The organism is Moorena sp. SIO1F2, from assembly GCF_010672755.1.
Lineage (GTDB): Bacteria > Cyanobacteriota > Cyanobacteriia > Cyanobacteriales > Coleofasciculaceae > Moorena.
Genome location: NZ_JAAHFV010000108.1, coordinates 1 through 17,835, shown reverse-complemented (window position 1 = coordinate 17,835; position 17,835 = coordinate 1). Strand labels below are relative to the sequence as shown.

The window sequence follows — 17,835 nt, the reverse complement described above, 5'->3', positions numbered from 1 at the left end:
TGACCAGTGACCAAAATGGTCTAGCTGCTGCCCAAACCGTTGAATTAGCAGAAGATCAAGCCAGACTTAGAGCCTTAGCTGCTTTAGGCATGGATAGCACCAAAGGGATTGATCAAAACAAGGATAATCCCAGAGCAAAGCGTGAGGTAAATCTGCCGCTGCAACCATTGCCTCGCTATGATGTTGGCTCGACCTCAGCAAGTCAGGAACAGACTCAACCCAATCATCATTTTACTCAAGCTACTCGAACCGGTGACACCAGTAGTTACTCTTTCTCAGAGTCAAGAGCTAGAGAGGTTAGGGAAACCGCTGCCAATATCCCATCAGTAGAACCAGCAAGGAACTTTAGCAATGATTCCTTCTCAAGGGAAGTAGAAACCTCTGTGCCAGCTGACATCCCTAAGAAGAGGGAGCCAATTAGCTACCAGACCTCACAACCTGATCCTCCAGTCCAGTCATATTCTCAACATACCATGGAGACTAACACCAGTGACATGGGATCATCGAGTCTTCCGATTATTGACCATTCTGAAATCATTACTAAAACCAATGTAGAAATGAAGCGTCTCGGTTGGACAACTCAACAGGGGAAAGACTATCTTCTACAAACTTACGGTAAGCGATCGCGTCAGCTGCTCAGTGACGATGAGTTAATGTCTTTTCTGAGGTATCTAGAATCCCAACCAATACCTTCAGATTCGTAAGCTATTCCCTATTTAATCCCTCTAATTATAACGTTCAAATCCATTGCAACTTCTCCATAAAACTCCCAAAAAAACTTTTGTAAAACCCTTGACAACATAAACTATAATAATTATGATTATAGTTATAACGTCGAGTTCAATATTTGAAACATGTCACCAGAATTTAACCCAAACCTCAAAAAATACCCTGTTGAGCACACTCTCAAAGGCTCTCGTAAAGCAGTAATCTATAGCATGCACACCCTCTATGTTTTTGGCTATGCAGAGATTTGCGAGTGGAGCCCTATGGAGCCGACGGAGGTTCCAGGAGAAGTGAAGACTACAATGATGAAGTATTGGCTGTTGCCATAACACGTTAAATTTCTGGGGGGGTTTCCCCCCTAGCAAAGGCTCCTGGTCTTGTAAAATAAGATCACATCAGGTTTGGTTTGGGATCTGACTGACATGACAATTTCAATCCACTTACTGTGGCATTGAAAAAGCCGTAGACATAATGTCTACGGCTATTTTTTTTTCTTTTTAGACTTATTGCCTATTGCTAGCATGCCTATTGCCTATTGCCTAGTCTTGCCTATTACCTAGGGGGTGTTTTCAAAGTTTTCCGCAAGATTTAGATCCCCCCCAGCCCCCCTTAAAAAAGGGGGGAGCCATACTCAAAGTCCCCCTTTTTTAAGGGGGACCAACGGGGGATCTCCGAGGCAAGAAGACACGCCCTAGTATTGCCTTTTTCTCAAAATATCTTACTAATCAAGTCTGGTAATTCCTTACATATAGTAACCATATTAGCAGTAGGAGACAAAGCACCAGCAATTCTGATTAGCATTTTCATAGCCTTGTTGGCTATTTTCTTCACAGCACTATCTTCGGAATTAGTTAAAGAAGAAGCGATGTCTTCAATTTGTTCTAGGGCTTCTGCTTTGTCTTCGTCATCCAAATCTTCTGCTAAGACTGCGCTTTGCAGTTTACTGAGTAATTCCTTCAGTTGTTTTTTATCAGACTCAGGCTCAGCATCAAAGCTAGGTAACTGGTTGATAGTATTGGTAACCTTACCACTAATATCACCTAAGTTAAACCAACCAGCACTACTACTTGTAACTTTAGCGTTGCCAGATATGTTGCCAGATCCAGATATATTGATTTTGGAACTTTCATCGTTACTATTAGCCATTAGTTCAGAAAAATCTCCAGAAATATTACCTTCTTGTGATGATAGCAAGACTAATTGTTGAATATCACCTTTAAACTGAATTGATTGATTACTATCTTGTTGATCGTTAGATACTAATTGGTTCAAACCTATTATATCATCAAGTAAACTCAAAACATTTACCATCTTATAGCTTTCTTGACATTGAATGGTGTATTGCTTATCTGCTAGAAATTGTCGCAATCTTTCAAAGGGATAAAAGAATGGCGACTGACTGTCTTTACACTTATGACAATTACAAGGTATTAACTTACTGTACTTCAAGCGCTTATAAGAATCATGTATTCTATCTAGTTCGTAAGCAACTATGGTTAATAATCCCCGCTTATCTCTACCAGCAACCCTAATCTTAATCTCCCGTTTAGCGTAATATTCAATCACTTCCGCTTTGGTTTTGTCCTTAGTTAAGATGACGCCACTTTTCCAAACGTATTTGTGTCGGTCAATATACTGGTGCATCACCACAATAAGCCGAGTGAGAATACCCTTGGGCATAAAATCATGATAATCGTAGCGTAAAATCAGATTGTGAGATTCATGCCAGTTATAGTCTGGTTGGTTATCGCTGAGGAGTTGAGGGGCGATAAAGGTATCTTTGCAATCAGGAATTTCATAGCAAAGTTGGAATTTCTTCATTAGTTCTAGTAATTCTCCTCTGCTAGAGGCATACTTGTCGTCTTTCCAAATACGTTTTAAATCCTTGCGGGTAAACTTTCCTTTGTTATTAATAACGTCATGATTATCTAGCACTTTGTAAACTGCATCGGTCGCCCATTCTGGTTTAAGAATGACTATTTTATATAACAACGAATCTTCTTGCTGCTGGAAATGAAGACATATGCCTAAATCATGGAGATATCCGCTTAACTGTAATGCATCTTCCCGTTGAGTAAATCCATTGGTTTCACAGATATCTAGATATTCCTGAAGAGATATATAATCCCGGGAATCGTTTTCTAAAGCTTGACGAACCTTTACCCAAGTTTTCGGTAATACTTGTCCGACGTGAGGTAAATTTTTAATGTGATATTGAATAGCATCGATAATCTCTGCTAACCCTCGGTTAGTTTTGAGATTAGTAGCCAGAGTTTTTTCGAGATTGGTAAATTGTCCTCGCAAAGCGCTTTCGTTAATTTCCCTTTGGCGGTCTTGTTTCTCGTTTTTAATAATCAACAGGGGGCTATTGTCACTAAATTGTTCTACACTATTGAGCCAATAATAAAAATCCGTATCTTCTTTCCGACTATCCGCCACTAAAGTATAGAGAGAACGTTTACTTAAAAAAAACTGATGGGTAGCATGATAAATTTCTTGGCCGCCAAAATCCCAAATATTGATTTTAAAGTCTCGTTCGTTATCTAGAGGGAAACTCCATTTAATAACATCAATGCCTTCTGTAGATTCTTGATTGTCTTGGAGTTGGTATTCGGGGTCTTGAATTTTTTGAGCTAAACTGGTTTTACCTGCTCCTGGCTCACCGACAATCAACAACTTAGCTTCATAGATATAAGCTTCTCCTTCTTCTCTTAATTGCCGAAAATATTGTTTAACAGCATCTACCCCTTTACTGACAACTTCTGGTGGTGGAACAACCAGGGGATTTCCCGATAACTCTAGCTGGGTTAAATTGGAGAGATTTCCAAGAGATTCCGGCAGGTTGGTTAGTTGATTCCATCGTAAATCTAGCTGGGTTAAATTGGAGAGATTTCCAAGAGATTCCGGCAGGTTGGTTAGGTGATTATCCGATAAATCTAGCCATGTTAAATTGGAGAGATTTCCAAGAGATTCCGACAGTTCTTTTAGTTGATTATGCCATAAAATTAGCCTGTCTAAATTGGAGAGATTACCAAGAGATTCCGGCAGGTTAATTAGTTTATTTTTTGATAAATATAGCCTGGTTAAATTGTAGAAATTTCCAAGATATCCCGGCAGATTTATTAGTTTATTTCTCGATAAATTTAGACTGATTAAATTGGAGATATCCCCAAGAGATTCCGGCAGTTTAGTTAGTTGATTACCCGATAAATCTAGCCATGTTAAATTGGATAGATTTCCAAGAGATTCCGGCAGGTTGCTTAGTTGATTATGCGATAAATTTAGCCATGTTAAATTGGATAGATTTCCAAGATATTTTGGGAGTTCCTCTATTTTGTTATGGCTTAAGTTTAATACTTTAATTTGTTTGATTTCAAAAACTTCTTCTGGTATCTTGGTCAATGGTTGGGCTCGATCTGGAAAAAAATTAACGAAAACATCTAATATTGAATTATCTGATTTATTACTCAAATCTAGTACTTCAAGGTTTTTTTCCTTGGCTTCTTGGATTTTTTCTTGGAAGCGTGTTGGTATCCTATCTTCGCTCATATAGCAATTGTTATTTGGGTGAGTTAGAAAGCTTATGGCTTTAAGGCAATAGGCTTTTAAGGTAATCAGCGTAAAAAAAGACTGTACCTCATAATTGCGATAAACGCTGTATTATCCCTGACCCAACAAATCTATTTTAATCTTTCCTATAGAAAAGTGATGTGGCATCACTGGTTAACTGCAACAACAAGTATTTATACTTAAAAACTTTGCTGAAAGAATTTCCTTCTTTGATTCAGCAATGGCAAAATTGGGCATTGCCTAAATGCGGGATGATTTGAATAGTTTTGTGAAATGGGCATCTTGGTGAAATGAGCATCTTAGTGGAATGGGCATCTTAGTGGAATAGGCATCTTGCCTGTTCCACCCAAATCAACCTACTCCCCCGACTCCCGACTCCCGACTCCCGACTCCCGATTCCCGACCCCCCCACACTTACCTTGGCCGGATCCTCTAGGATGACAGATGAAGCAGGAAAGTCCTATCGTGAGGGTAAAGCTAGAGCTATATTCCTTCCGGATTACTCTCAGTAGTTGCCTAACCTGTAGATTCACTTTAAGCTAATTGTTCTTTGAGGCTGTACCGTGCCTAAATCTATTCCATTACTATCTATTCTTGTTCTGATGGGTTTGATGAGTTGGTCAGCACCAGTGGCTGGACAAGCACTCATTCCCTATACCCTAAAATTGGATTCAGAGGAACTCGAACAGCAGGGCTTAACTCTGGCTCAAGAAGCCATTCAGTTAGTCCGCTTTCAACAATACGACCTGGCCCTGCCTAAGGCCAAGTTAGCCACTCAACTTGCCCCCAACATCTATCAAACCTGGTTTATCTTGGGAACGTTGTACGTACAGTCCCAGGAGTTGGATCAAGGCATTGAAGCCTTGCAAAAGTCTTTCTCTCTGGCACCAGAAGAGGCTGGAGTGCTGTTCACCTTGGGGTCAGCCTATTTTCAAAAAACTGAATATAGAAAAGCGATCGCTCAGTTGAAAGCGGGTTTAAAACTCAAGCCCGATGTGCCAGAAGCCCTGTTTGACTTGGGTAACTCTTACTATATGCTGAATCAGTATACTGAAGCCATCGATGCTTACAACAAAGCTGTTGCCCAAGACAAAAACTTTTGGCCAGCCATCAACAACATTGGGTTGGTGAACTATGAACAAGGGGATGTGGAGAGTGCCATTAAACAATGGGAAGCAGCGATAGGGATTGATAAAGAGGCCGCAGAACCTCAACTTGCGATCGCTGTGGCTCTGTATGCCCAAGGGGATATCGAAAAGGCACTATTAATGGGAGAAGCGGCAATCCGCCTAGATAGCCGCTATGCTAACTTAGAGTTTCTTAAGGAAAACCTGTGGGGTAAGCGCCTGCTTTCTGAAACCGAAAAGTTTCTGGAAAATCCCAGAATCCAAGCCACCATTATCCAGAGTCAAGGTCTACCCTAAGCAGCCCAACTCCACCTGTCATGGGTGACTCCTAAAAACAGTGCTTGATCTCCATCAATTGCCAATAGGGGAGGGATCGCAACCAAATATGGGCAATCATCTCAAGGGGGGTGGTTTAAGATTGGCAATTTTCAAGAAAGGAATTTAATTGTCCTGGGGCAATAGAGCGATGATCTGATTAACAAACTGTTGATGGTCAACAACAGGTTTGGAGATGTAGTCATCGGCACCACTTTGCTTAAGGAAGTTTTCTCGATCCCCTTCCATCGCATGAGCAGTGACCAGAATAATCGGCAGTTGGGACGTTTCAGCATCAGCCTTAAGCATTTGGGTAATCTTAATGCCGTCTACTGATTTACCCTGATAAACACTATGAGCTAGGGAAACATCCATCAAGATAATGTCTGCCTCCCCAGCTTGGGCTATCTGCATTACTTCTTCTACATCTTCAGTATGCTTTACATTCAAACCGCCCCGCTTACTGAGAATCTTGGAAAAAACACGAGCATTAATCGGATCATCTTCGACAATCAGAACGGTTTTCATGGGTCTTGGATCAAGAGTGTCATTTTTGGCAAAAGTGTCATTTGATCATAAGTTTGACAGGGAATCGGTCATGTTGCTATTTCAAATGCAAGATGTCATCTTCTCAAGTCTACTTTCCCCAAATGCTTAGCTAACTAGTAATGTTCATGGGACTGATACAGGTGATAGGCGGCTTTTTACCAGGCAAGCTGACGCTCCTGGAAAAAGCCTTCCCTAACTGCATCCAAACCTAGATTATAGTGTCTTGGGGACAGTGGGCACAACGACTTGTTAGAAGCGAAGCTTCTGGCTGGGTTTTCCTTGAGCCTATTTCTTTGAGTCGTGCCCATAGTTATGCTTGGCAAAACCCACCACTATCTTAAGGCGGGAAATCGGCTTTGGAACCAGATGCTCAGATTTTATGTAAGCATTCAGCCGTCAGCCGTCAGCTTATTTTATTCAATAGCTGAGAGCTGAGAGCTGATAGCTGATAGCTGAGAGCTGAGAGCTGAGAGCTGAGAGCTGAGAGCTGAGAGCTGAGAGCTGATAGCTGATAGCTGATAGCTATTGAAGAAATTCTCTTGTGCTGATCTTTGCGATCTTTTCGAGTACCGTAGCCTTAACGAGCGTGCAATTTCCCTATACCCTAAACCCCAACACCCTGTGGTCAATTCCTTGGAGGATTTTTGATGGCAAAACAGCTGAACCTAATGGGAAACAGTAATGTCATTCCCACAGCCCTACATTTGGAGATGCAACGGTCATATCTTGAATATGCCATGAGTGTGATTGTGGGGCGTGCTTTACCTGATGTCCGTGATGGGCTTAAGCCCGTACATCGACGTATCCTATATGCGATGCACGAATTAGGGTTAACCCCAGATCGACCATACCGGAAATGTGCTCGTGTGGTTGGGGATGTGTTGGGTAAATATCACCCCCACGGTGACCAAGCGGTGTATGAAGCGATGGTGCGGTTAGTCCAGGACTTTTCGACCCGCTATCCCCTCCTGGACGGTCATGGCAATTTTGGTTCGGTGGATAATGATCCACCAGCAGCCATGCGTTACACTGAAACCCGACTTTCTCCCGTGGGCGCTCAAGCCCTATTGTCAGAAATTGGGGAAGCAACGGTTGATTTTATCGACAACTTTGATAGCTCCCAGCAAGAGCCAGTTGTACTCCCGGCACAATTACCAATCTTGTTGCTCAATGGTTGCTCTGGCATTGCTGTGGGCATGGCAACCAATATTCCTCCTCACAATTTGGTAGAGATAGTAGATGGCTTGATTGCTCTGATTGACCGTCCCGATTTAGCAGATGAAAAACTCTGGAAATTAATTCCCGGACCCGATTTTCCCACTGGGGGGGAAATTGTGGCAGCTGAGGGGATTCGGGATGCCTATACTACGGGTCGTGGCAGTATACCCATTCGAGGCATCACCAAGCTTGAAACCATTCAAGTCGGTCGAGGGAAACGGGGGCAACGCAGGGCAATTGTAGTGAGTGAGTTGCCCTATCAGGTGCATAAGGCCGCCTGGATTGAAAAAGTGGCAGCTTTGGTCAATCAAGGGCGTATAGAAGGGATTAGCGATATCCGAGATGAAAGCGATCGCGAAGGGATGCGGGTGGTGGTGGAACTCAAACGAGATGCTCAGCCATCAGTGGTTCTCCAGCAGTTGTATAAGCAAACTCCCCTGCAAACAAACTTTGGTGCTATCCTGCTGACCTTGGTAGATGGACAACCCCGACAACTTACCCTGCGGCAGTTGTTAGAATCATTTATTAGCTTCCGAGAACAGACTCTAACCCGCCAATATACCTATGAGCAGTCCCAGAAAGAAAGACGTCTTCACCTGGTAGACGGGTTACTGGCTAGCCTCAATCAGCTGGATGCCATGATTGACATTCTCAGAAATGCTCCTGATGGTACCACCGCTAAGCTTTCCCTGCAAAACCAGTTAAACTTAAGTGAAATCCAGGCTGACGCAATTCTGGCCATGCCCATGCGACGGCTAACTGGCTTAGAACGAGAAAAGTTAGAGACCGAGCGTGAGGAACTTTCCCAGCGCCTGGAACAGCTGCAACAATTACTCAATGATCGGCGGGAATTGCTCAAAGCCCTGAAGAAAGATTTGCGATCGCTTAAACGGAAGTACGGTGATCCTCGCCGTACCCTAATCAACTCTATTGCTTCCACTGAAGAACAGCAAGAACAACCGATAGCTCCTCAACACAAGAGTAAGAAATCTGCTCAACCCCAAAAAACTCCTGATACCCTACCTAATGCTCCAACTGAGCCAGAACAAACACTTCTAGAATTTACCTACCAAGGGTATATACAGCGGCAAAGTGCCACAACACAGCCAAAATTACCGAAGTCAATTAAACAAGGGGAGGACTTTGTAGTTGAGGCTCAGCTGTCGCTCACTACACAAGAATTAATGGTAATCACTGCTTCTGGCAAAGCCTACCCAGTCAAAATTAGAGATATTCCACCAGCAGCTGGACGCAAGCAGGGCATTCCCTTGGTAAAGTTGCTGCCAACTTCGGTTCAATCAGAAACAGTTGTGGCTCACTTTAGGGTGCCAGATGACTTAGAAAACTTCACCCTAGTTTTGCTGACTCACCAAGGTAAAATTAAGCGTGTATCAGTGTCTGAGTTGACCAAACTAACGAACCGTGGTATGTTGCTTACCAAGTTCAGAAATGAGGATCAGCTACAGTATGCTAACCTATCTACTACTACAGCTACACAAGTGGTGGTAGCAACCAGCAATGGACGGCTGTTGCGCTTTGAGATTAATGACAAACAGTTACCGATTATGGGACGCAGTGCTCAAGGAAATCAAGCCTTGCGGCTAAAGGGTAAAGAAAAGCTGGTTGGCTGTGTTGTTTTAGGGGAAGAGGAAAACCTCTTACTGGTGTCTGAGCAGGGGTATGGAAAGCGCCTCCCCGCGCAGGCGATCAGGTTGGCTAATCGGGGAGACCTGGGAACTCAAGCGCTACAGTTTAAGACCGCTAAAGATGCTTTGGTCAGCATGGTCACCGATTCCATCGCCAATGAGGTCATGGTAGTCACTTCCGTTGGCGGTAAGCGTTTAGCAATGGAATCGGTGCCGATTTGGGGAAAAGATGGCACAGGGGATCCCATTGCCCAACTCAAGGCAGAGGAAAAAATCATTACTGTTACTCCTCTGGTTCAGGAGTTAACTGTTTAACTGGTTCAGGAGTTAACTGTTTAAGGCGATAGCCCACACTGTGAACAGTTTCAATCAAATCTCTGGGTGCGCCAGCTAATCTCAGTTTGCGCCTCAAACTTTTGATGTAAGCGTTGACCGTCTCCTCTTCGGGAGGGTTTTCAAAAGACCAGACGTGCTCGATAATTACACTACGAGTCAGTACCCGCCGACCGTTGCGCAGGAAAAATTCGAGTAAACTATACTCCTTACGGGTAAAGTGGATAAGTTGGTGCTCATAGCTTACTTCATAGGTACTCGGGTCAAGACGCAAATCGCCCCACTGAAGTACTGGTGGTGCGATAGATTGACCTCGGCGCAGCAGAGCCCGAATCCGAGCGAATAATTCTGGTAAGTCAACTGGCTTAACTAGATAATCATCAGCCCCTGCATCTAGACCCTTGACTTTATCATTAGTGTTATCGCGACCCGTCAACATTAGAATCGGGATTTGATTGCCTTGGGCTCGCAATTTTCGACAAACACCAAAGCCATCAAGCTTGGGCAGAGTCAGATCTAGCACCATCAAGTCATAATCAAGCATTTGGGATTGCTGGCAAGCAACTTCCCCATTGGTAACCAGATCAACCACGTAACGTTGGTTGGTGAGGGCTTCGGATAAATTTTCAGCAAGGAGAATATCATCTTCCACTAACAAAATTTTCATTGTAGAAGTAGTTTTTTGTTAAAAATGACTGATAAGAGTACATAGGTAAAGTCTAAAAGAGATTGGAGTGGCGATTCTACGTCAAGACTAACTTATGTTACTATCGTTCCTCTCGTTCCTCCAGTTTCTGCGTAGATCAGCAACAGTAAAGTTGACAGCAGTCACAACCACTGTTCATAATTATCAGGTGGATAAACTTTAGCATTCAAAATAAACCCTTGGCTAACGTTGTTGTAATTGGTGCCCAGTGGGGCGATGAAGGAAAAGGCAAAATAACAGATCTGCTGAGTCGTTCAGCAGATGTAGTCGTCCGTTACCAGGGGGGCGTCAATGCTGGGCATACGGTTGTTGTTCAAGGTCAAACGTTTAAACTGCATCTGATTCCTTCTGGAATTTTATATCCGGATACAGAGTGTATTATTGGTTCCGGTACAGTTATTGACCCACAAGTTTTAATTACTGAACTTGACCAACTTGAAGCACTGGGCATTTCCACTAAAAATCTGCTGATTTCAGACATAGCCCATGTCACGATGCCTTATCATCGATTGATTGACCAAGCATCGGAAGAGCGCCGGGGTAGGCAGAAAATTGGTACCACTGGTCGTGGCATTGGTCCGACCTATGCGGATAAATCAGAGCGTGCTGGTATTCGGATCATTGACCTGATGGATCCGGAAGTATTGGTAGAAAAGTTAACCTGGACGATTAATTATAAGAACGCTATTTTAGAGAAGCTCTATAATCTACCGCCGTTAGACCCAGCAGTTGTGATCAAGCAATACCAGGAGTATGCTGAACGGCTAGGCTCCTATGTGGTCGATAGTTCCTTGAAGATTTATGAGGCGATTGAGCAAAAACGCAATATTCTGTTTGAAGGCGCTCAAGGGACACTGCTAGATTTAGATCATGGGACGTACCCCTATGTAACCTCTTCCAATCCGGTTGCTGGTGGAGCTTGTGTGGGTGCTGGTGTAGGACCGACAATGATTGATCGGGTGATTGGTGTGGCAAAAGCTTACACAACCAGAGTCGGAGAAGGACCGTTTCCCACAGAGATTCACACTCGAGAAGGAGAGTTACTTTGTGAGCTAGGATCAGAATTTGGGACAACCACCGGTCGCCGCCGCCGTTGTGGCTGGTTTGATGCCGTCATTGGTCGCTACGCTGTTAGGATTAATGGTCTTGACTGTCTAGCGATCACCAAACTGGATGTACTCGATACCTTTGAAGAAATTAAGGTGTGCGTCGCCTATGAAATTGACGGTGAAATCAGTCGGGAATTTCCTAGCAGCACTAGCGTGTTTTCCCGATGCCAGCCCGTTTACAAAACCCTATCCGGTTGGCAAACATCTACTGCTGAATGTCGGTCTTTAGAGGATTTACCCACCGAAGCCTTGGATTATCTTAAATTCCTGGCAGAACTGATGAAAGTTCCTATTGCTGTGGTTTCCTTAGGAGCCAGCCGCGACCAGACAATTATTGTGGAAGACCCAATCCACGGTCCAAAGCGAGCACTATTGGATGCTAGCGGTACACCGATAACTTCGGGAGTTTGAGGGTGTCAGGGTGTCAGGGCGTCAAGGCGTCAGTCGGAGAGTTTGAATTTCAGTAGTTTCCGATTCGATTCAACACCCTGACTCACCATTGAGGTCAGCACCCCCCTCGGTGGCGGAATCGACCGGTAGCTGACCAGTAATGGCCATTAATTTGGCTATATTATCTCGAAGAGTTAAATTCCTAGCGATGAATGTTACTGTAGAATGTCAAAAGCGACCAGAAGGTAGTAAGCCGAGAGCTTTACGCCGTTCTGGCTTGATTCCCACCGTACTTTACGGTCACAATGGTGCAGAATCTGTATCCCTAACTATGACGGCTAAAGCAGCAGAAGACTTGCTTAAAACAGCCTCGGTTAATAATACCCTGATCGAGCTCTCTATTCCTGACCTTTCCTGGAATGGTCCAGTGCTCCTGCGGGAGATACAATCTCATCCTTGGAAAAATTCCCTTTACCACCTCAGTTTTTTCTCGGTGGCTTCTCAAAATAAAGTAGAGGTTGTTGTACCTCTGAAGCTAGTGGGAGAATCCGTGGGAGTTAAGCAAGGTGGAATTTTGCAGCAAAGGCTTACAACAGTGAAAGTGCAATGTCCCCCAGATAAAATTCCCGAAACCATTGATATTGATATATCAAATTTGGAACAGGGTAAGATGTTCTACATTAACGAGTTAGTCTTGCCAGAAGGGATCCAGGTTATGGATGATCCTAAATTAAGTGTTCTTGCTATCACTTCTAAATAAAGCGTTGCACAATACAGGTAAGCATTAAGCTATCAGCCGTTGGCTGATAGCTTACCTTAAAGGGTGCATGTCAGTTTTGTTAATCCCTGATTCAGATCCCCCGTTTCCCTTAATAAGGGGGAATTTTCAATCTAATTCCCCCCTTTTTTAAGGGGGGTTAGGGGGGATCTATGTACCTAATTACAAAGTTGACATGCTCCCTACCTTAAATCATATTTTGTTAATTGCCGATTGACCACTGAGAATTTTCACTGAGAATTTTCAATGTTCAATTTTAAATTGACGAATAATGTTCCATGATAAGTATTGAACCGAAAACAATATCATTACTTGAGAAAGCAATGATAGGTTGGTTATATTTGTCTGATTAAGCCAGGGGAGAGTTAAAATTTCCCTGGATTTTTTGTGAATGATTAGTTGGATTGGAAGAAAATGACAGAAAACTCTCAACAGTCAAGACCTATTGATGTCTTTGGTGTCGGAAATGCTTTAGTCGATATTCTGGCACTGGTGGATGATGATTTTATCCGGGAACATGACCTGAATCGAGGGGCAATGACGTTGATGGATGCCCAAAAGCAGGCTATGATTCTACAGAATCTTGAGCATCAGCATGTGTCTGTGGAACTGAGCTCAGGAGGCTCGGCTGCTAATACTATGATTGCGATCGCTCAAAGTGGTGGTAAAGGCTTCTATTCCGGTAAGGTCTCTAGAGATACCAATGGGGAATTTTACCGACAAGACCTATTGGAGGCAGGGATTCACTTTGATGTGCATCCAGCTGAGCTATCTAGTGGTCCAACTGGTACCTGTGTGGTTCTAACTACGCCTGATGCTGAGCGTACTATGTGTACTCATCTGGGAGTGTCTACTACTTTGGCTCCTACTGATATTGATGTGGAACGACTCAGCCAATGCAAATATAGCTACGTTGAGGGCTATCTCTGGACGGGGGATGACACTCGCAAAGCTTGTATTGAGGCGATGGAACAGTCCAAGCTTAAAGGAGTAAAGAGTGCTTTTACCTTTTCCGACTTCTTTCTAGTAGAGAATTTTGCTGATGATTTCCGTAACTTGATTACAGATTATTGTGATGTGGTCTTCTGTAACGCGGCAGAAGCACGCCACTTCTGTGGAGTGGAATCCTTGTCTGATTGTGCTGGTAAAATAGGCGAGTTAGTGGATACAGCTTTTATCACTGATGGCCCTAATGGTTGTTTAGTGGTGGAAAATAAAACAATTTTCCAGGTGCCTGGATTCCCAGCTAAGGCCGTGGATACGGTAGGAGCTGGTGATGCGTTTGCCGGTGGTGTGTTGTTTGGACTCACTAATGGTTTGACCACTAAGCAAGCGGCACGTTGGGGAAACTATTTTGCTTCAAAAGTAGTACAAGTTCATGGTCCGCGTCTGGAAGGATCTCAGGCTGAGTCGGTCAAGGAAGTTGTTGGTAGCGATTAAGCTATTGTGCAAACGCAGCTTTCAATTGGGTGAGGTACTTTCTTCTTGGGTTTTAGGGAGCAGGGAGCAGGGAGTAGGGAATATTAATAACCCACCCCTAACCCCTCCCAGGAGGGGAATAGTGAAAAAATTCTGTGTACCTCATAGTTATGAAAAACGCTGTAGTTTAGTTGATCGCTTTGGTGTTCACCGTTGACGATTGACGCTTGAGGATTAATAGTTGACAGTCAATCGTCAACTGTTAACTGTTAACAAAGAGAGCAATCCGTGTAGGAATTGTGATAATTTTTGTTCCCTGTTCCCAGATCCGCTGTTCCCAGATCCGCTGTTCCCTTTGCTAGAGCAATTACTAAACAGTTCCAAGTTAACTGTTTATTTTAGATGCTAAGTATGACCGACTGGCTTTCCGAAAATTAGCGATCGCAAAAGCCAACCGCTACCAGTTACCGATACAAATTATTTACGCTCTGCGCACCAGAAGCTGTGTTATGCGTTCGCGTAGCGTGGCCTACGGCCAATCGCTTATTCTCTCGTCGTGGGGATGTTTCTGATGCTACGGTTGATTTGCTTAAAGGTCAACAGGCTGGATTTGAAGGGTTTACAGAAGAGGAACAATCGTTAGTGATTAGGTTGGATACTAGTCAGGATTGGGAATCCCAGTTGTTAAAGTAAGAAGAATGAACAAGGCATCAAGTATCAAGTATCAATTATGAAAGGTTAAGTATCAATTATGAAGGGTTAAGTATCAATTATGAAGTATGAATGGTAAGAGCATCTCAATTAGGCTTGACACAAGGAGTTAGCTGTCCGGCAAAATTCATCCCACACCTATGCTGCGCATAGGTGTGGGATGAATTTTGCACAGGGTATGCATGGAATTGCTATAATATATGTACTGGTAAACAAAGCCGTTCGCGAAGCGTGGCCAAAGGCCTTAAATGCTGGTTTGTCAGCAAAACACTCTTAAAAAAAAGACCAAGAAAACAGAGCGGCAGGGTTTGAAGTTACCGTAAGATAGGGTCGCCTTAATCAAAAAGTTTTAACCCTTTTATGCATAGCCGACTAACCATAAAGGCGACCCTATCTAAGGTTTCGTCTCTCGGCAGTCCGTTCTTAAAGCCCAGCGCCTCCTAAGGGATGCCCGGATTGGCGCTTGTTGCCTACACGCTCACTCGTTCGCGGAGCGGCTCTGTAAGAGCAGAGTCAGTGTAGGAGCTGTCACAAGAATCTAATCTATGGTCAATGAAACTTGAACTGAGAACTTGAATCATGTAATCATGATCCATACTGATAATAAAAATAACAGTCACAAATGGGAGCGATCTGATGTTATCGCTGCCTTGGCTTTAATAGTATCAATTTTGACTTTTGTATTTAGCTCTTCAGGACAGAGAGCACTATGTTCCATTGGACTTGAAAATGAAACCTGTCCTGAAATACCACCTTGTGTTGTGGGTACAGGTGATACTTGTAATTGCGCGGATTTTCAAAGTCAAAGACAAGCTCAATTATTACTGGAAACCTATCCCGGGGATATTCACAACCTTGATGGTGATCAAGACGGTATAGCTTGTGAGAAGCTCTTAAAAATCCAAAACTAAAGATGTACTTGGATGACTTACTTAGGCGTTTGATTGACTTCAGGTTATAGCCAAGGTTCAGAAACACCTGTTACCCAAGAGCTGGCGACCAATGCCAGTCGTTCATCTAGTAGTTTATCGATTACGTGGCCATTCAGGTTCGCTCGCTGTACGTGATTCTTATTCTCACAGGGCTTATCTAAGGATATAGGGGATATAGGGGATGTATTTACAAATTGTTAAGCTGTAGGTGTTGATGCCCTAATGTGTTATAGTTAAGTTGTAAAGAAAAATACAAATATGCGCTTATTATAAAGAAAAAAAGTTAGTTATAATAAGGAATCAAGGTCTTCTTTGTGGTATCAAAGGCGAAAAACATCTATTATGCCAAATTTTAGCTAAAATCAGCAATCAGCTATCACGTTCTTGAGGGTTGGGTTGTTCAGGATAACTGATGTACTCCCGTCCCTCAGTTAAATACCTAAGTTTTACTTGATTAAACAATTGACTATATAGCACTACCCATTCAGATTAGGACATTCCTAAACTCCGAAACGTAAGTAATCGCTTACTTTTGACTTCTGACTTCGTTCCTTCTGACTTGCGCGTAGCGCTATAAGTACCCTTTCGGGTACTGTCAAGCCTACTGCAACCTTGCGATTATGTACATGGAAAGAACATTCAATTGAGTTCTTGTTAGTAATTAATTGTAAGGATAATGGTTATGTCAGAAACTGAAATAGTTTCCAATCAAAGCAACCAAGCAAAGGAAATAGAACGGGAGGATCAGCAGCTCCATGAAATCACTTCCAGCGAAACTCAATCCCAGTCAATAGATATCGAAGACCAATTTGAGGGAATGATGGGTCGCGGTGAAATCGAACCAGTACCCAAATTCAATAAATCCCGAGCCCTTAATGAGGGAAATGATTTCCAGGAAAGAATGTTGGTCACAGAGGATATGGAAAATCTTCCAGATGCTGGTGCTGGAGAATTCCAAAGGCCGGAGTCAGTATGTGGTAGTGACGACCGCATCCGCATTTCTTCACTTACTAGTATGCCCTGGCGATGGATTTGCCAGTTAATCATTACCAAAGCTAATGGGAGGCGGTCTCTGTGTACTGGCTGGTTTATTGGACCACGGACAGTAATGACTTCTGGACACTGCGTCTATAGCCATAGTGCTGGTGGTTGGGCCAGGAAAATTGAGGTCTTTCCTGGTATTGATGAAAACGAAGCTCCCTTCGGCTCCCAAGTTAGCACATCCTTCCGCAGTGTAAAAGGCTGGACACAAGAACAAGATGATGATTTCGACTACGGAGCAATTATTCTACCGGATGACACCCTAGGGAACCGAGTCGGCTGGTTCGGATTTGCCAATCTATCCGACGACTTACTCACAAATCTACTGATAAATAACTCTGGCTACGCTGGTGACAAACCATTTGGCACACAATGGTTCAATGCTGGTCGAATTACCAGAATCAGTGGTCGCAAGCTCTCCTATATGCTCGATACCTATGGCGGTCAAAGCGGTAGCCCAGTCTGGCGCTTGCAAGATGGTCAACACCATGTAGTGGGAATTCACGGCTATGGTGGCTGTCCTAACAGTGCTGTCCGCATCACTAAGTCTGTGTTTGATAATATGTCGGCTTGGAAAAATGTCTAATATGTCCGGGACTAATCATCATATCCCTGAGCGGGTAATGGGTAATTGGTAATTGGTAATTGGTAATTGGTAATTGGTAATTGGTCGTTGACGATTCACTATGATTTTATTACCTATTACCAATCCCAAAGGTAAACTAACAAAGGACAAAACTGTCAGATGACTACTAAACTACAAATTCGTTTTAAGTATTTTGGTTTGAGCAGTCTGATTGGATTAAGCCTGCTCTTTTCCGCTTGTAGCGCTCCGCAACCAGACGTTCCATCGGAAAACAATCAGGGTAATAATCCAGATAATAATCCAATAGAAAGGTCAACTGATGAACAAATGATTATCGAAGGTAAAATTGTCGCAGTTATGGAAAGCTTCCCTCTACAGTTAAAGGTAGAGACGAAGTCTGGTTCCTATAGTGTACAACTTCTTTCCGATACCAAAATCACTCGTCAAGGAGAAACTGTTGACCCAGGAAAATTAAGTCCTGATCAGAAGGTTCGGATTAAAGGTCAGAGTTCTGGTTCCAGTAAGTCTGCTATGACTGCTCAAACTATTGAAATCCTTTAGTAAGCTATCAGCCGTCAGCGGTCAGCGGTCAGCTTTGTGGAACAGGCTTCCAGCCTGTGAAGCATCGGTCAGATATCAGCTGATAACTGTTCGCGTAGCGTGGGCGTAGCGCATAAGC

General features: G+C 43.4%; 14 protein-coding genes. 11 read left to right on the top strand and 3 right to left on the bottom strand.

Translation table 11 applies throughout. The annotated features are described in order from the left end of the window. Both F6J94_RS14925 and F6J94_RS14920 read left to right on the top strand, forming a co-directional pair. Positions 1-704, top strand: a 704-nt coding sequence (locus F6J94_RS14925) for a hypothetical protein (RefSeq protein WP_367142214.1), incomplete at its 5' end; no start/stop codon positions are given. A gap of 150 nt (positions 705-854) precedes the next feature. Then, entirely contained in the window at positions 855-1,055 is a 201-nt protein-coding gene (locus F6J94_RS14920) for a hypothetical protein (protein WP_293019763.1), read from the top strand. Positions 1,056-1,434: 379 nt separating this feature from the next. On the opposite strand, the gene F6J94_RS14915 is transcribed toward F6J94_RS14920, so the two are convergent. Then, positions 1,435-4,275: a COR domain-containing protein gene (locus F6J94_RS14915; RefSeq protein ID WP_293041449.1), complete on the bottom strand. Its 2,841-nt coding sequence runs from the start codon at positions 4,273-4,275 to the stop codon at positions 1,435-1,437. Between the two features lie 623 nt (positions 4,276-4,898). Here F6J94_RS14915 and F6J94_RS14910 point away from each other — a divergent pair. Next, positions 4,899-5,720: a tetratricopeptide repeat protein gene (locus tag F6J94_RS14910; protein WP_364303745.1), complete on the top strand. Its 822-nt coding sequence runs from the start codon at positions 4,899-4,901 to the stop codon at positions 5,718-5,720. Positions 5,721-5,864: 144 nt separating this feature from the next. On the opposite strand, the gene F6J94_RS14905 is transcribed toward F6J94_RS14910, so the two are convergent. Then, on the bottom strand, positions 5,865-6,266 hold the full coding sequence (locus tag F6J94_RS14905) for a response regulator (RefSeq protein ID WP_293026847.1): 402 nt from the start codon (positions 6,264-6,266) through the stop codon (positions 5,865-5,867). Between the two features lie 668 nt (positions 6,267-6,934). Here F6J94_RS14905 and F6J94_RS14900 point away from each other — a divergent pair. Next, entirely contained in the window at positions 6,935-9,466 is a 2,532-nt protein-coding gene (locus tag F6J94_RS14900) for a DNA topoisomerase (ATP-hydrolyzing) subunit A (protein WP_293026850.1), read from the top strand. On the opposite strand, the gene F6J94_RS14895 is transcribed toward F6J94_RS14900, so the two are convergent. Continuing rightward, positions 9,435-10,151, bottom strand: a complete 717-nt coding sequence (locus F6J94_RS14895; RefSeq protein WP_293026853.1) for a response regulator transcription factor — start codon at positions 10,149-10,151, stop codon at positions 9,435-9,437. The two genes, F6J94_RS14900 and F6J94_RS14895, sit on opposite strands and share 32 nt — an antisense overlap. A 218-nt stretch (positions 10,152-10,369) precedes the next feature. Here F6J94_RS14895 and F6J94_RS14890 point away from each other — a divergent pair, with 218 nt between their 5' ends. The 7 genes from F6J94_RS14890 to F6J94_RS14860 all read left to right on the top strand — a co-directional run bounded on the left by F6J94_RS14890 (position 10,370) and on the right by F6J94_RS14860 (position 17,717). Next, positions 10,370-11,710: an adenylosuccinate synthase gene (locus tag F6J94_RS14890; RefSeq protein ID WP_293041446.1), complete on the top strand. Its 1,341-nt coding sequence runs from the start codon at positions 10,370-10,372 to the stop codon at positions 11,708-11,710. Positions 11,711-11,849: 139 nt separating this feature from the next. Further along, positions 11,850-12,449, top strand: a complete 600-nt coding sequence (locus F6J94_RS14885) for a 50S ribosomal protein L25/general stress protein Ctc (protein WP_367142213.1) — start codon at positions 11,850-11,852, stop codon at positions 12,447-12,449. A gap of 432 nt (positions 12,450-12,881) precedes the next feature. Continuing rightward, positions 12,882-13,907 (top strand): adenosine kinase, encoded by a 1,026-nt coding sequence (locus F6J94_RS14880; protein WP_293026862.1) that lies wholly within the window; start codon positions 12,882-12,884, stop codon positions 13,905-13,907. A gap of 483 nt (positions 13,908-14,390) precedes the next feature. Beyond that, positions 14,391-14,579, top strand: coding sequence for a hypothetical protein (locus F6J94_RS14875; RefSeq protein ID WP_293026868.1), 189 nt, complete (start codon positions 14,391-14,393; stop codon positions 14,577-14,579). A 605-nt stretch (positions 14,580-15,184) separates the two neighbouring features. Continuing rightward, positions 15,185-15,508 carry an excalibur calcium-binding domain-containing protein gene (locus tag F6J94_RS14870; RefSeq protein WP_293026871.1) on the top strand — a complete coding sequence of 108 codons (324 nt, stop codon included), beginning with the start codon at positions 15,185-15,187 and terminating at the stop codon, positions 15,506-15,508. Positions 15,509-16,211: 703 nt separating this feature from the next. Further along, positions 16,212-17,156 carry a serine protease gene (locus F6J94_RS14865; protein WP_293041444.1) on the top strand — a complete coding sequence of 315 codons (945 nt, stop codon included), beginning with the start codon at positions 16,212-16,214 and terminating at the stop codon, positions 17,154-17,156. Positions 17,157-17,315: 159 nt separating this feature from the next. Beyond that, on the top strand, positions 17,316-17,717 hold the full coding sequence (locus F6J94_RS14860; RefSeq protein ID WP_293026877.1) for a hypothetical protein: 402 nt from the start codon (positions 17,316-17,318) through the stop codon (positions 17,715-17,717). Positions 17,718-17,835 lie beyond the last annotated feature (118 nt).